At 65.2% G+C, this 15,210-nt stretch carries 11 protein-coding genes; all 11 read right to left on the bottom strand.

Annotated elements, in window-relative coordinates:
- The gene (locus DBZ45_RS03545; RefSeq protein ID WP_111902587.1) at nucleotides 1-1,950 is read right to left on the bottom strand and encodes a putative baseplate assembly protein; all 1,950 of its coding nucleotides are present in this window, start codon (nucleotides 1,948-1,950) and stop codon (nucleotides 1-3) included.
- Nucleotides 1,950-2,363, bottom strand: a complete 414-nt coding sequence (locus DBZ45_RS03540; RefSeq protein WP_111902586.1) for a GPW/gp25 family protein — start codon at nucleotides 2,361-2,363, stop codon at nucleotides 1,950-1,952. The genes DBZ45_RS03545 and DBZ45_RS03540 overlap by 1 nt, the downstream gene beginning before the upstream one ends.
- A 39-nt stretch (nucleotides 2,364-2,402) precedes the next feature.
- Nucleotides 2,403-4,223: a VgrG-related protein gene (locus tag DBZ45_RS03535; protein WP_111902585.1), complete on the bottom strand. Its 1,821-nt coding sequence runs from the start codon at nucleotides 4,221-4,223 to the stop codon at nucleotides 2,403-2,405.
- Complete coding sequence (locus DBZ45_RS03530) at nucleotides 4,213-5,058, bottom strand: CIS tube protein (protein WP_111902584.1); 846 nt, start codon at nucleotides 5,056-5,058, stop codon at nucleotides 4,213-4,215. The genes DBZ45_RS03535 and DBZ45_RS03530 overlap by 11 nt, the downstream gene beginning before the upstream one ends.
- Before the next feature lie 14 nt (nucleotides 5,059-5,072).
- Nucleotides 5,073-5,507 carry a phage tail protein gene (locus DBZ45_RS03525; protein WP_111902583.1) on the bottom strand — a complete coding sequence of 145 codons (435 nt, stop codon included), beginning with the start codon at nucleotides 5,505-5,507 and terminating at the stop codon, nucleotides 5,073-5,075.
- A 7-nt stretch (nucleotides 5,508-5,514) separates the two neighbouring features.
- On the bottom strand, nucleotides 5,515-6,378 hold the full coding sequence (locus DBZ45_RS03520) for a hypothetical protein (RefSeq protein WP_146617437.1): 864 nt from the start codon (nucleotides 6,376-6,378) through the stop codon (nucleotides 5,515-5,517).
- 2,094 nt (nucleotides 6,379-8,472) lie between these two features.
- Nucleotides 8,473-8,631 (bottom strand): DUF6760 family protein, encoded by a 159-nt coding sequence (locus tag DBZ45_RS03515; RefSeq protein ID WP_111902581.1) that lies wholly within the window; start codon nucleotides 8,629-8,631, stop codon nucleotides 8,473-8,475.
- A complete protein-coding gene (locus tag DBZ45_RS03510; RefSeq protein WP_223256901.1) occupies nucleotides 8,628-9,095 on the bottom strand; it encodes a hypothetical protein in 468 nt (155 codons plus the stop codon). Before DBZ45_RS03510 ends, DBZ45_RS03515 begins: the two co-directional genes overlap by 4 nt.
- On the bottom strand, nucleotides 9,092-9,535 hold the full coding sequence (locus DBZ45_RS03505; protein ID WP_111902580.1) for a phage tail protein: 444 nt from the start codon (nucleotides 9,533-9,535) through the stop codon (nucleotides 9,092-9,094). Before DBZ45_RS03505 ends, DBZ45_RS03510 begins: the two co-directional genes overlap by 4 nt.
- 25 nt (nucleotides 9,536-9,560) lie before the next feature.
- Nucleotides 9,561-11,117 (bottom strand): phage tail sheath family protein, encoded by a 1,557-nt coding sequence (locus DBZ45_RS03500; protein ID WP_111902579.1) that lies wholly within the window; start codon nucleotides 11,115-11,117, stop codon nucleotides 9,561-9,563.
- A 162-nt stretch (nucleotides 11,118-11,279) separates the two neighbouring features.
- The gene (locus tag DBZ45_RS03495; RefSeq protein WP_190242989.1) at nucleotides 11,280-15,209 is read right to left on the bottom strand and encodes a hypothetical protein; all 3,930 of its coding nucleotides are present in this window, start codon (nucleotides 15,207-15,209) and stop codon (nucleotides 11,280-11,282) included.
- Nucleotide 15,210: the final 1 nt, after the last annotated feature.

Genomic DNA, 15,210 nt, shown 5'->3' with positions numbered 1-15,210 from the left:
TCAGGCTCCTTCCGAAACGCGGACCCTGTGGTCAAACGAAAAGACCAGGGCATTCCGGTTTACTTCGATTCGCTGCTGCGGCTCTCCACGCTTCCCTGTCAGGGGATCGGCGGCAAACACGTACACCTCATCAACGATCTCGGTACCGGCAAGGCTCTGGAGGACAGCATGAACCTCACCAGCGTGGACAGGCCGCCCGAACGGCCAGCCCTCGCCGTCGGGCCCTCCCCGGATCGGGTCGAAGTAGCTGTAGAGGGCCCGCAGGGCGTCCGCACGCAAGCGTTCAGGGGAAACCCGGGGACGGGCGGTCAACTGCGCCACCACGGTCACACCACGGTAAAACGGCGGTTCGACCATCAGACGTGCACCAACGGGACGGCGTTCGTCCAAGTAGTCTGCAACCTTGGCCAGTATTTCGGCGTCGGGCACCAAATCCCGGAACGTCAGACGATTGTCCATGTCCGGAACGGCTGCCGGCACCACCAGGATTCTTACGCCACCTGCCTCCTCTGCAGCGTCGGCCGGAATGCACCGGACCCGGGCGATGTCCGGGGCGGCACGCTTCGCGAGCTGTTCGTAGTCCTCGGCGGTGATGGCCCGGTCCCGGGTCCGCAGCGCGAGGGGTCCGCGTTCCTTGGCCTGCTCGATGGTCTCCCCCGCGACGCCGCCATGGGCGCCGCGGCGGTTTTCCACGCTGTTGACAAAGGGGATGGAGGAGCGCAGCACGGAGAGCGCCCGGGCAGCAACGTTTCCCTTCGGACCGCCACCGGTGCGGTAGCGCGGAATGCGAATAGGACTTCCTGCGGGTGGCACGGCGCCGTAGCTGCGGAGGGACCCGTCCGGCTCCCGCACCGCCGGCGGAAAATGCACCACGCCTGAGGCCCGGTCGAGGACCACCACGCAGTCGTCGGGATCCGATCCGGCAAAGGAGTCCACCTCGGTCCAGGTCCCCCAGCCGGAGCCGGCAGCGACCTCAACAATAAAGTCGTCGCCGCCGGGCAGCACAGGGTGCCGGCCCAGTTCGAAGGACTGCCCCGGAACGCCTTCAGACATCCCGACCACCTCGTCGTAGATTGCCTCGGCGTGGACGGCGGGAACGGAGCCGCCAATCGTAAACGCGCCGGCGGAATGCACGATAGGGGAAGCGCTGTAGGACGGATAGCCCGGAAGCGGCTCCACCACACGGCATCTCAGCCATCCCGCCCGGGTTCCTCCCTGCACGGACGCCGCATGGCGGTGCGGCAGATGAATCACCACGTCCCCGGGACGGTTCAGGCCGCCCGTCCCGTCGCTGTCCAGATCACTTGGCACCCACGAGTCGCCGTCCCAGGCCTCCCAGACCAGTGGCGGGTTGTTCGGGTTGACGCCTACGCCCCTCACCTCGCACTCAAACCGCACCACAACCGCACATGAGGGTGCGGCATCGTTCAAACCCAGCAACAACGCGTCTCCGGGCACTGGCGGGGCGCCGAAGCAGGCAAAGCTGCCGTCTCCGTGCAGCGCTTCAGTCCGGGGCACCGCCGCTGCGCCGTCCGCTTGCGTGAGCACATGCGCCAGGCGGCGCGGTGGCACGGTCAGCTCGCGGGTCGTAGCAAAAACGACTGCTTCCTCTTCCTCGGTGCGCCGGGTAGAGGCCTCTGTCCCCTTCGGAATAACGACAACGTCGGGCTGCGGCGCAGACAGCCTCATGAAGAGCTCGACCGAGGCGGCCGTGGGCGGATGGAGCGTGACGCCGAGCAATTCGAGGAAGGCGACGTACAGGCGGTCGGGCACCCGGTTCAGCCGGTAAAACAGCTCGTCCACCATGAAGGCGAAGGTCTCGATGAGGGTTACGCCGGGGTCGGAGACGTTGTGATCTGTCCATTCGGGGCAGTAGTGCGCCACCAGGCGTTTCGCATCGTCCACGAGGTCCTGGAAACGGCGGTCATCGAGGTTGGGTGAAGGGAGCATTAGTAAGCGGCCTCCTCGCCGTTACGCGGAATGACATAGAACGGAAAGACCAGGTTCCGGGGGTCGTTGGTGCCCCTGATCGTGTACTGCACATCGATGAGGAGCAGGCCGGCATCCACGCCGTCGAAGTTGACTGCCACATTTTCCAGCGTGATCCGGGGCTCCCAACGGTCCAGGGCCACGCGCACCGCGTAGGCGATGTCCCCCGCCGTTGCCGCATTGGCGGGCGCGAAGACGTAGTCATGGACAGAGCAGCCGAACTCCGGCCGCATCGGCCGCTCTCCCGGCGACGTTGCCAGGATGAGATGGATGCTCTCCTCGATTTCCCGCTGATCCCGGACCAAAGCAATGCTGCCGGTCCGGTCCGTCCGCAGGGGAAAAGCCCACCCGGCGCCTATGAACTCCTGCCCCACCGCGCTGCCTCCTCTCGTTGTCCGAACCTTGGGCCGGACTCAGTTGATGCGGACCAAGCCGCCCTTGACGGTGGTTGTTGCCCCGCCGGAGAGTTCCGCCGTAGCGTCCCCCGCCACCTTGACGCCCGGAGCTTTCAGTTCGGCCGACGCACTGCCGGAGATCTTCACCGTCGCGCCCTTCAGCTCAAGTTCCGAGAGGGCTTCCACCGACACTTTCTTGCCTTTGATGGTCACCTGGCCCGTCGACGTCGTTACGGCAACGTCCTTCCTGGCTGTGACGTTTACCGGCCCTTCAGAGAGGATCTCGACTGCCGCGTCCGGTTTCTGGACGAGTGAGATCTTCTGCTTGCCGCCGCTCGTACTCACCGTGACCTGTTCGCCGTCGGGGGTTTCGAGGAACTCGACGAGCATTCCGGTGCGCGAGACGAAGGCACGCCGTGTAACGGCGCCGTCAGTCGAGCCCACGTGGTCTGCCCAGGGTTTGTCCGGCTGGTCCTGGCCGTTGTACAGGCCGCCGAGCACGAATGGCTGCTGGAAGCTGCCGTGGCCGAAGGCCACCAGAACCTCGTCCCCCACTTCAGGGAGGACGACGGCGCCCCGGCTGGCCCCCGCCCCGGCCTGGACTGTGCGCGCCCACCAGCTTTCGTAGTTGTCGGACAGCACCGGGAACTTCACCTTGACCCTGCCTCGGTTCTCCGGGTCCTTTGCCGCCGTAACGACGGCATTGACCACCGCCGGCACGGCCCCGCGGCTGTTTCCGCCGGCGGCTACCCCGTAGAGAGAGCGCTCGGATTCGTGGCTGACGGTAAAGGTTGTGAGGTAGCCGGTATCGGGGCTGAACTCGTGGCGCGATGAGCTGAGCGTATATTGCCCGTCGAAGGGTTTGCCGGCCCCCTTGAGCACAACGGCGGTGCCTGCCCGCAGCTTGGGGTTGCCGCGGGCGAGGCCTTCCAGTTCCGCAAAGGCGCCGCCGAGGCGTGAGGCGATGGAGGCTGCGGCAGCGTCGCACTGTGCAGCCTGCTCAAAGGCCGTGGGAGGAGCAACGTACCGGGGGCTTCCGAACTTCTTCGCGAGGGCGGCCGGGTCCACCTCCGGCAGTTTGGCACTGCGCGTCTGCGCCTGTGCAACGGCCACGATGGCCTTCTTTGCGGCGACATCCCAGCCGCGCACCTCCACATCCGGTACCTGGTCCGCGGAGGTGACTGTACCGCGCAATGCCACCAGGTTCATGCCCCGCTCAAGGACCAGCGGGTCCTCCTTTGCGCCGGCCGTACCGGCCGGCGCCGTGCCCGAGTCCGTCGACGCCGTGAAGTGCAGTTCACCGCCGGACACGGAAAGGACCACTCCGGATTCGACGGCGAGCCGGTGCAAGAAGTCCCAGTCGCTGATGCCGTCCTGTGCCACGTGTTGCAGGACAGGGCCCTTCCCGGCGATCGTGCCCGCCTTGATTCCCGCGCGCTGGGCCACCCGCCGGACGATGTCTGCGGCCGTGCTCTGCAGGTACGCTTCAACGCGCCGCCCCCGGAACAGTCGGTGGGAGTGGTCCAGGCCCCGGACGATCGTGTGGAGGCCTTCGTGGTCCATCTCGGTCTCCAGTGCAGTCACTTCACCGTCCAGCAGCGGCACAGGACCACCAGGGCCGCTCTGCTGTACGGACAGTTTCACGGGTGCACCAATGCTGAAGCCGCCCTTCTCCAGTACGGTCGAAAATTCATCGGTGAACCGGAGCAGGAAGAGGTCCGGGACGTTGCTGCTGTCATCGACATAACCGGCCACAAGCCGTGCGGCAATCTCCGGCGGAAGCGGCCTGCCGGCCACCTCCACCAGCAGCATGTTGCTGAACTCCTCGCTATGCGCCACGGACCACCTCCCGCATCCGGCCGCCGTTCGCCGGCGTCCCGGACGTTAGCTCATCCACGGCCGGCAGCAGCACTGAACTGCCGGGGCGGAGGTGCATCGGATTGTCGATCCCGTTCGCCGCTGCGACCGCCCGCCACAGGGATGGATCGCCGTATTCGCGGTAGGCAATGCCCGCCAAGCTTTCCCCCTCCACCAGCACGTGGACGCGCCGTGGCACTACGCCGCCGGAACTCGGGTTCTGCTTGGGCGGCGGGCCGGCAATTTCCTCCAGGGTGACAGTACAGGTGGCCCGGACCGGCAGCCCGGCGGCGGTGAAGAGCGTGTATTTGACCTGCACACTGGATATATACGCATGGAAGCCGGTGAGTTCGCCCCACCGGAACATCACCCACGGTGGTGAACCCTTGTGCTGCTTCAGCGAAGCTTCGGTGGGTGTACAGCAGTCGAACAGCGCCTTGACACGCTGGACCACCGCGTCGTCCTGCTTCCCGGAGGCGTCAAAGAACATCTCCAGGGACAGCTTGGAGGGCATCGGGCCCTTGTACTGCGGCGGGCCCGCTTTTCCGTTGCCCTTGGCCGTTTGCCTGGCCCAGGAGGCTGACTTGCCCATGGTGAGTTCTTTGGGGTTGAACTGGAAATCAATCTGACCGAATCGCGGGCCCGGTTTGTCCAGTGATCCGTCAATGGACGGCTCGAAGAGCTCCAGGTACGCGTGCGAAAGTTCAAGCGCCTTTTCTCCGCCACGTCCTGCCGAGCCTCCGGCAGCGGCAGCCGCCGCCGGACTAGTGCCTCCGGCGGGTCCCCTGGCTGGCGCCGGGCCTGCAACTGTGGTCACGTCATGCTCCTTCGTCAGCCAAGCTTCGCGACGAATCCGTGGTGGGCGATTTCCAGGGTTTCCATAATGACTTTCGGCTGGTCGGGGTTGAAGGAGGGACCCTTCCACCGGACGGGAACGACGTCGTAGAGTTCCCACCCGGCAATTTTCGTGCCGTTGGCGGTCATTGCCTGGATGACGCCGGTGCAGCGGGTGTATCCGGTCGCCATGCCTGCGAACCACTTGGCGATCTTCTCTGTGTCCTTCCCCAAAGGCCGGGTCAGGGTGATGTTCGGATACTTGAGACGGGTGGGGAGCTGCCAGATAAACGAGTTGTTACCGCCCTCTTCCCGGGTTTCCATGACCACTTCGCAGCCCAGGCCCTCGCACGTGGAAAAGGTCCCCAGGTCCGCGTTGTCCAGGGCGACGACGTATTGGACGCTGACAGCAGTGGCGACGTCCTCCAGCATGTCTTCCTCAATTCGAATCGGTGCGCAGTCCGCGGCGCTCGCGGTCTAACAGCATCTCGGCTTTGATGCGGCGGATCAGGGGCCCGGCCAGCCGTTTTGCCAACTCCTCGAGCTGGTCCGGGGTTGCGGCTCCCAGCGGACCGGGCGCTCCCGCCGTCGGCCGTTCGGTTGCCGTAGGGGCTGCCTGTTCGGGGAGCGCGGTGTCTCCCGGAGGCGCTTGGTTGCCGGCCTCCGCGGGGGAAGAGGGAGCGAAAAACCCAGGCGGCGTGGCTACCTGCGCGGTTGCAGTCGGGGGCTCGGCTTCGGGCGTCTCGGGAACACTGAGCCGCTGGACATTGTCGCTGGAACCGTCCGCATGACCCGGCGGCCCGCCTGTTCGCGGAACCGGGGCGGCGAGCGCCAGAACGACAGGGTCCTGGGTTGGTGGATCCGCGACGCCGTCGCCGGAGGTTCCGCGAAGATAATGCGGCGAAGGTGAGTGGCCTGCGCGGGCCGGAACGGCTCCGGTGAGGTCCACCGTGCGCTGAAGGGACTGAACAGGCAGGGCCTGGATTCGCTGGATAACACTCCCGACGGCGTCACCTGGCCCAGGCATTTCCCTCAAGGCCCCCAACGGCGGCACTTCGGTGCGCCCAAGGTCAGCAAGAACACTGTCCCCGGGCTGGTAGCCAGTGTCCGAGTCGTGGGGGGAGGCAACGGGCATCGGTTCCGGCTCACTGACACGGCCGTCCGCCATGGCACTGCCGGCGGTTGAGCCATCCGTCGCATCATCGCGGTGACCCGTAAGAGCGCTCGGGGCGGTATGCCCCGGTGGGGCGAGCGGAACGGTCGGCGCCGCAGGCTTCTGAACGGCCGCAGGGATTGTTGCCATGCGCTGCCAGACTGCGGCCGTCAAACCACTGGCCAGTGGCCTGGAAACGCGAGCGGCGGACATCGTGCGCGCAGCGCCAGTTGCCTGCTTGGCACGCTGAACCGTCCCGGCCGACGCCACCGCGGGCATCGGTGCGACCCATGCACCGGGGGGCTGTGAAGCTCCGGCTGGTGCTTGAGGAGTGCCGTGACCAGCGACCGGCCCCGGCAGGCCTGTGCCGGCCTGCAACGGCGCTGGATCCGTCTGCCCGTAGTCAAATCTTTGAAGAGAAATCCCTAATCCGGATGGTTCACCGCTTGGCGTGGGCTGCCCGGAAGACCCGGCTTCGCCGAGAAGACTGCGGCTCAGGGCGGGCGCCTCGTCAGGAGCGGACAAGGAGATGCTCCCCGTTTCCGCCGGGCTTGCCAGCGGACGTGGTGAGCCGTCGCGCACGTCACCGAGCGGGTCGTCAGGCTGGAGCAGTGCGGCAGCCGCTTCCTTGTGGTCTGATCCGCCTGCCTCCAGGCCGATTGTGTCTGAGCCGCCCGTCTGCGGGCCACCGTCCTGGCTGTTGTGTTGCGCCTGTCCATGAGACGTCAGCCGGGACACGACAGGAAGGTCAGCAGCGCCATCCGAGGAAGAGCGCTGGAAGGGAAGACGCTCCAACCCGGGTTCTCCTGACGGAGACACCGACGAATGAGGCCAGGCGTCCGAGATCAGCTGGGCCGACGACTCTTCTCCGGGCGCCTGCTGCGACCGTTGCAGTATCCCAGGGGCCTCGGTCGCAGTATTTTCGTCAGGGCGGGAGACTTCCTCGCCAGTTTGGGCCGGGGTCACGGCAACTGCGTGGGCCACTGCGCCGACGCCGGCGCTGGGGTCCGCACCGTCGTCAAAGCCACCGATGCCACTTTCTGATGACTGGCTCTCACGCGAATTCCTTGCTTCAGACGGACGGACGTCCTGTGTCACCTGTGCTTCAGCGGCTGAACCCCCGCCCGAACCTGCAGCGGACTCCCCCGGGTCCAGCCTCCGCTGGACAGGTGCTGCCTCTGCCGGACCGAGCGTCCGCTGCACCGGCAAGACGGAATCCTGACCGAATCGAGCCGGGGGCGTGGGCATGTCAGAGGATTCAGGCGGCGAGAACGACAGGGGTCGCCCCAGTCCTAGCCGGCTCGGATACACAGGCGGCAGCGGTACCGGGAGCGAAGTCCGTTCGGTGGGACTGTCCTCGGCGGCGCGTTGGACGGCAGGCGGGACAGGCAGGGACACGTATGTGGCACTTCCATCCGAGGCGCTGTCCCCGGAGTTTGGCCGGAGCGGAGGCGCGATGTCCCAGCCGGTGCTGAGAGATGCGGGTATGTCCCAGTCGGCAATCCGTTGTTCGGCTGCCAATTCTGCGCCGGGAATGGCCGCCTCCGTAACCGCCAGCGGAAGCACGGGGTCTTTGGTGTCGCCGCCCCGAACTTGGACGCCGTGCGCAGGCGGGACCTGGGTGGGGGCAGTAGCCCTCTGCACCAATGCCGCCGGTTGATCTGGGACGGGCCATTCCCCTGCCAGCTGCCCGCCGTCGTCGACGGCCAATTCCGGTGCCGGCCCGGCATCGGACTCCGCCCGCAGGGCGGGACGCAGTTCAGCGTTGGACACGTCAAGGTCGACCGGTGCGGGTGCCGGGGCCGCGGGGGCAGCCGCATCAGCCCCGGCTGGGGCGTCCGTAGCCGCCGTGGTGCGCTGCACCGCCGTCGTAATTCCGCCCCCCGGGCGTGAACGCGCGGGGGGAACGAGCAGAGTCATCTCCGGCGGCATCGAACTATAGGCTTCCCCGCCTGCCGTGCCGCCGCCGTCGACGTCTATCACCCCCGGCGGTGCGTCTGCCGTGACCAGATGACTCATAGCTCCGGTAAAGGAGGGGTTAGTCCATGCCGCGAGCGAGCCGGCAAAGCGTTCGGGACCGTGTGCCAATTCCATGGGGCGGATCGTGTGCTGGAGCGGAGGCAGGAAGGCCCAGCCGGCGGGCGGTACCGGAAGCGGCTGTACTGCCGGTGGCGGTGCCGGCTCGGACACGGACGTGCGGGGACCGGCTTCGGAGCGCTCGCGTTGCCAGGGCCACCGCACGGTTCAGCGCTCCTGCGAAAGCCGGGTGTTGATTCCCGCGATTTCCCGGACATAGCGGAGCCGCTGGCCGTGTTCCAGATCCAGGATGTCGTCAAGGGGCCAGTGGAAGTGATAGGCCACGTAGGACACCTCCTCATAGATCCGGTCCGCCGCGTACGTCATGATTCCCCCAGGCGGCCACCAGCGAGGTCGGCGGTGAAGCGGTGGGAGCACTCGGGGCAGCTCACGGCGATCCGTGTGTGGCCCTCCGCGTTGATCCTGCTGTAGAAATCCTGGAGGAAGGCCACATCGGAGGCGAACATGTTCTCCACGACGGCAGATGTAACGGCCCCCAGCGTGCCGAGAGAGGTGATGACCCTGCCGAGGAGGACGACTGTTGTGTACGCCGCGTTCTCCTGGACCCGGGCATCGTAGAGCGGCAACAGTTCGTCCCTGGCGGTGGCCAGGCGCATCACGCCTGTCTTGTGGACGGTGCCGTCCTGGTCAACGTAGCCCCTGGGAAGCTCAAAGTTGAACTCGGTGCGGAGCGGCTGTCTGTCGGTCGGGCCGGCTGGTGCCCTTGAGGGCCCGGGACTGTCAGCCTCCAAGTCCGGCAGCACAGCCACACCGTGTGTCCGTTGCATCATGAGATGGTCGATTCGTCGTAGCAGATGACGAACTTCTCGGTGGCCTGTTCCGTGGCGCCCGCCTTGAGCGAATTCAGCTCTACGCTCTTCACCCAGCAGTTCACGAAGTTGTACGTCTTGAGCGTTTCACCTTTGTAGTCGAGCAGGGCGACGGCGGCGGTCTTGCGGGCACCGGCCACGTCGCCTTCCATCACTGTCTTGAGCCAGTCAGTTATGGTCTTGCTTTGCGTCAAACCTCGCGTGACGGTCAGTTCCCCTGCCTTGGGCCGGCCGATCAGCTGGCGGACGACATATTTCCCGTCCTTGGTCTGCTGCTTCAGCTCGATCTTGTCGACCTCGGTCTTGAGGCCGCTCACCTCGATCACCCTCGGCACTTCGATGCCGTCAATGGTGACTGTGAATCCATTTGCTGATGAGTTGTCAAAATCGCCGAGGGTCATGGTCTTGCTCCTTTTTGAACTGGAATTACTCGCTCACGAGGCTGGTGCCGCCCGAGAACTGGGACAGCTGGAAAATGACGAACTCGGCCGGCTTCACCGGAGCAACACCGATCTGGCAGACCACCTGGCCGGCGTCGATACCTTCGGCCGGGTTGGTCTCGGAGTCGCACTTGACGTAGAAAGCCTGTTCAGGGGTGAGCCCGAAGAGTGCCCCCTTGCGCCATTCGTTGGTGAGGAAGGCGCTAATGGTGCGCCGGATCCGGGACCAGAGGGCGGGATCGTTCGGTTCAAAGACGGCCCACTGGGTTCCCTGCAGGATGGACTCTTCGAGGTAGTTGAAGAGGCGGCGGACGTTCAGGTAGCGCCATTCGGCGTCGCTGGACAGGGTGCGGGCACCCCAGACGCGGATCCCGCGGCCGGGGAAGGTGCGGATGCAGTTTACGCCGATGGGATTGAGTAGTTCCTGCTCGGTTTTGGTGATCTGGGTCTGCAGGCTGGTGACGCCGCGGATCACCTCGTTGGCGGGCGCCTTGTGGACGCCGCGTGTGTCGTCGTTCCGCGCCCAGACGCCGGCCATGTGGCCCGACGGCGGGACGAACCTGTTCGTTCCGGTGGAGGGGTCGAAGACCTTCACCCAAGGCCAGTAGAGGGCCGCGAATTTCGAGTCGAAGCCCCCGCCGTCCATCCGCCAGTCTTTGATCTGCTGGGCGTTGAGATTGGGCGGCGGATCGATGATGGCGACGCGGTCCCCCATCAGCTCACAGTGCGCAATCGCCGCAAGCTGGACGGCTTTGAGAGTTTCGGCATCAATGGAGCCCTGTTCATAGGCGGCCATCAGGTCCGGCACGGCAACCATAGTCACCTCGTCGATGGCCTCCAGTCCGCTGAACCCGGTGCGGTCGGCGGCGTCGCCGACGTAATCGTGTGCATTCAGCTCATCGGTGCTGGGCAGCTCGGGTTCCGGCTCAGGCTGGACAAGCTGGATGGTGCCCTTGTCCGGCTTGACCAGGGCCCCGCCGGTGGCGACTTCCTCGATGGTGACGATCTTCGATTCCGCACTGACCTTCGTGGCGGCGTTGTTGGGGCCGCGCTTGGTGGTGACGTTGTCCCAGACCTCCGGCGGCTTTCCCTCGACAGTGACGACGATCTTGAACTGGTCCTCTGGCGTATTGTCGCCGCCTGCGTCAGCGATCTCCACGGAGACAGGCTTCGGGTTGGCCGAGTTGGACTTGGCGGTCAACCGGTATCCGCCCAGTTCCGCCGTCGGCGAGGCGGTCACGGCTTTCGGAGCCTGTTTCGGTTTTTCGTCACGCGCCCCGTCCGCCCCGATCCGCACGACGTAGCAATTCCCGCCCCCGTTCAGGAAGTACCCGTACACTGCGTGGGCCAGGTAGGAACCCGGGATGAAGTCCCCGAACGTCTCGGAGAACTGCGTCCAGTTGGATACCAGGGTCGGCTGGTTGTCAGGGCCCTTGGAGGCCAGCCCCACGAAGGCGGCGACGGCGGTGCCGACTCCCTCGATTGGACGAGTGCCCGCTTCGACCTCGTTTACGTACACACCGGGCGAAAGATAGTTCGGCATTTTGTCTCCTCGTTGAACCCAAAACGTGGTTCAAGGGTCACGCGGAGACTGGGTGCGGCGGTACGGCTATGCGGATGCGCTCACGGGAAGGATGGGGTGCACGAAGGGGCAGCAACCAACATCTTGGAGGGAAGGCCTGTAGATACACTCGCCCAGCCGAGCTCAACTCCGGTGTATGGATCTGACTAGGAATTCAATAACGTCGAGAAGTTGCCTCATCGCGGCGCCCTCGATGGCTGAGTCGGACGGTGTTGGCGATCCCTGCCTCTGGTTTTGCTGGTGCTCGTGCTTGACAGCATCCTTGGTGAGCTTGATGCGACTGGCTATCGGGCCATCGAAGTTGCGTCGAACTGCATCTGCAACCGTCTGGGGATTCTTACCCGGATTTACTCCGTGTTCGGTGCTCGTCAAAGCCTTAAGCTTACTGACGACGACGTTATCGCTCGTCTTGCCCTTTTCCGTCTTGTAGTCCGCGGCACCCTTATAAATCATGATGGTCGTCATGGATCGGTAAAGGCTTCGATCCGCAGCAGTCTTCCGCTTCACCGCACCGAGATAGCCGTCCACGAAGGCTAGCAACCAGGCCCGTGGAACGACGTGCTCGCTCTCCAGGCGGTCTGTTTCCGCCCTTGTGTCGGCTCCACGGTACCCGCGGGTGCCTTGGTCCGCATGACGCCCGACCTCACCCACGACGCCTGCCGTCCCGCCATCGACGAAAGCATCACGAGGAGGCTCCCCGGTATAGCCGATGCGTCCCCAAACGCCCTGAACAATCAAAGCGAATTCTGCAATTGCCGCACGGATCTTGGCTTCCTGCGCGTCGCCGGCGTTAATGGCAGCTTCGATGGTCGTTGCTCTGGTGATAACGTCGATCGCTTCCTTTGCTAAGGCCGGCTTCCCCTTTTTCCGGGCTAAGTCGGCTGCATCACGTTCATGAACGGCCACGGACTTTTCCTCGCTGGCTAGGCTCAGTGAATATTTGGCACCTGGGGTGTTCTTAGCCGCTTTTACGGAATGCCTCGTCCCCCCGACAGTGAATTCCTTCCTGAACAGCCGAGCCAAAACGTCCTTCCCGGCCTCAACCTTCCCCTTCACCCATGCCTTTCCGGCTGCAACCTTGCCCTTCACCTTCCCCGCAAAACCCTTGATTCCGCGGATGATCGGGCCGGCCAGCTTGAGGCCGGTCTTGATCACGAAGTCGAGGGCCTTGTTGACGGGTTTCTGCAGCGTCTCGATGATCTGGCGGATCTTCTGGCCTATGCCACCAAGGCCGATCGCGCTGGCCAGGAAGCCAATGATGATCGGCACCATCTGCCCCAGAACGTCTTCGATCTTGTTCACAACGGAGCTGACGTTGCCGCGTACGATGTCGGCGACGGAGTCGATGATGGTGTTGACGAACTTCATGATCCGCTCAGCGTTGTTCACGAAGAACATCACCACGTCGTAAATCAGCTTGCAGGCCTTGATGAACGCGGCGGCAGGGTTGAGCAGTCCGATCAGCCAGGTGATGCCGGCGGTGATGATCTTGGTGATGACGAAGTCCTTGACCTGCTCCAGGATCATGTCCTTGATGTTGCCGAGCTTCTCCAGCAGCATCTTCCACAGGCCGGCCAGTCCCTGGCTAGCGAAGACCTGGAAGATCTCCACCCCCTTCTCGACCGCTGCCATCGCCGGCTCGCCGATTTGCTTGACGAGCCTGTTGCGGATGTTGGCCCATGTGAGCCCAAAGATCGAGGCGAGCAGCTTGATGATGCCCTTGACGTCGAAGCTGTCGGGAAGTTCGACGCCGCCCTCCGCGAGAGCACCGAACAGCCAGCCCATCAGGCCCCTCTTGAGGTGCCCGAGAATGTTGTCCTTGAACTTGAGGATGCCGCCCTTTACGCCCTCGATCAGGTTGCCCAGGAAGGCAATCGGATTCTTGACGATGTCCCCGACGACGCCCGCCGCCCGGGAGAGGACATTTTTCAGCATCGCAGCAAGCTCGCGAATGGTGTTGATGATGCCCTTGATAGCACCGACCGCCTTGTCCACCAGGCCCTTGTTCTCCGCCTGCAGGGCCTCGATCCGCTCGTCCAGCCCCTTGCGCGCCTCGACGTACTTCGTGGCCAGGCCGTCCACCACGGACTCCTGCTTGGCGTTGACGTCACTTTCGAGCTGGGAGAACTTGCCGCCGATCTCCTTAGATGCCTCGGCCCCGACGTTCTGAAGGGCGGGCGAAAGGCCCTTTACGTAAGCGGCGATCTCGGCCTTGCCCGCGGCGATCCGCTGCTTTGCCTTGGTCAATTCGCCCCCGACGATATCCGCCACCGTTGAGATGACGCCGTTCATCTGCTTGAGGTACAGCTCACGGCCGGCCTCATAGAACTCGTTGACCTTGTCGGGCATGTTGAACAGTTTGTCCTTGAGCCAGCGGTACCCGCCAAGCCAGCCGCCGTACCGGTCCTTCTTGTACGCGGACATCTTGGCCTCGACATAGGCCTCGAAGGCGGCCCGGGCGGCAGCCTCGCCCTGCTCGAACTCCTTGTCCACAGCCGGGTCAATCCCATCGAGGATCTTCTTGACGCCGGCCTCGGTGGCGGCGAAGATTCCCTGCACTTTCGCGGTGACCTCCGCGCGCTTCGCCTCATCCTTGCTCTTGGCCTTGCCCTTGTCCACGACCAGGTTGGCCAGTGCCGCCGCCTTGCTGCTCTGCATTCCCGTTACGCCAGCCGCGGTCTCCGCGGAAGCCTCCGCCTTGCCCTGCTGAAGCACCTGCTGCTCCTGCTGGCGGAACTCCGCGGGTGCAGTCTGAGCATGCTCGGCAGCGGCCTGCTTGTCGGCAAGCCCCTGCTGGAACTCAGGCTCGTTGGACTGGGCCAGCTGCTGCTCGCTGACCCCGGCGTCAGCCATCTCCTGGTTGGCCTGGTGGGTTCCGGCAGTGAGGTTAACCTGCTCAGCCGGCGCCGGCTTGGGCACAGCGCCGGCGCCCGGTACGGGCACTGCCTGTCCAGGCTGCTCCTGCGTCATCGGTGTGACCGGCTTAGGGACCGCCTTCGACTGGTCCGGCGGGGCCTTTGTGGCCGCCTCGATGTCCTTGGCCTGGCCCTCCTTGCCTTGTGTGACCAGACCCTTGACCTGCCCCTTCACTTCCCCTGCCTTGCCGGACTTCTTGTACTCGTCGGCTTCCTGCAGGGTCTTCGGCGACTTCGACTCGATAGCCGCCTTGACCGCCGCGATGAAGGCCTTCTTGTCGAAGGAACCCGCCTGCTGCGCGTCCATCGCATCGACCTTGGCCGCCTTGGCCTGGCCGGCCACGTCATCGGACGGCGGGAGGGCGGCCGCCTGGGCTTCTTTCGCCTTGGATGCAGCGGGAGGATGTGCCTTTCGTGACTGCGCGAAACCCCTGATGTTGCCGGTGACCTGGCTGAAGGCAGGGTCGTCCGCGGGCCGTACCGGGGTCGGGGCCACCGGCGGCTGCAAGAGCTTGTCGGCAGGCAGTGCAAGAGGTTCTAACATCGCGGGGGCCGCGGCCCCGCCCGCTTGCGCCGGCGCGGGGCCGGGGGCGGTGATCTTTCCTCCCGTGGCGCCCTTGCCCGGGCCGCCGACTTTGGCTCCTGCGGCCTTGCCAAGGGGACTGACCGCGGGCACGGGCTTGGGCGGAGCCACCGGTTTCTTCCCGGCGACCTGCCCGGGACCGAATCCCGTCCTGGTAACCGCAAGCGCGGCCGCAGGCGGCTTGGGCCCCTCCAGGTCCACGGGTACGCCGGCGGTACTGGCGGCTTTGAGGCCCTTCTCAACCGTGGCGATGGCAGGCTCGCTCTTACGGATCTCCGTCAGCGCTGAATCGATTTCAGCGACTGCCTGCTCGCCCGGCGATTTCTGTCTGGCCGCCATTAGCGCACCGACAGCGGCGTTGCCTGCCTGCCGCTGCAGTGCCAGTACGGTACGGGGATCGAGGCCGGCACTCGACTGGCCGGCCGCCCGCCGCCGTCCTTCGCTGAGAGCGCCGCCCACCTCGCTTCTCGCCACACCGGTGACCGGGCGCGCGGGTGCCGGCGCGGCGCGCTGCACCGGAGCCTTGCCGGCATGAGTCTGAAAAGCGGTCGACATG

Origin of the sequence: Arthrobacter globiformis (assembly GCF_003261175.1) — a bacterium.
GTDB classification, from domain to species: domain Bacteria; phylum Actinomycetota; class Actinomycetes; order Actinomycetales; family Micrococcaceae; genus Arthrobacter; species Arthrobacter globiformis_A.
This window is presented reverse-complemented; position numbering and strand designations above follow the sequence as displayed.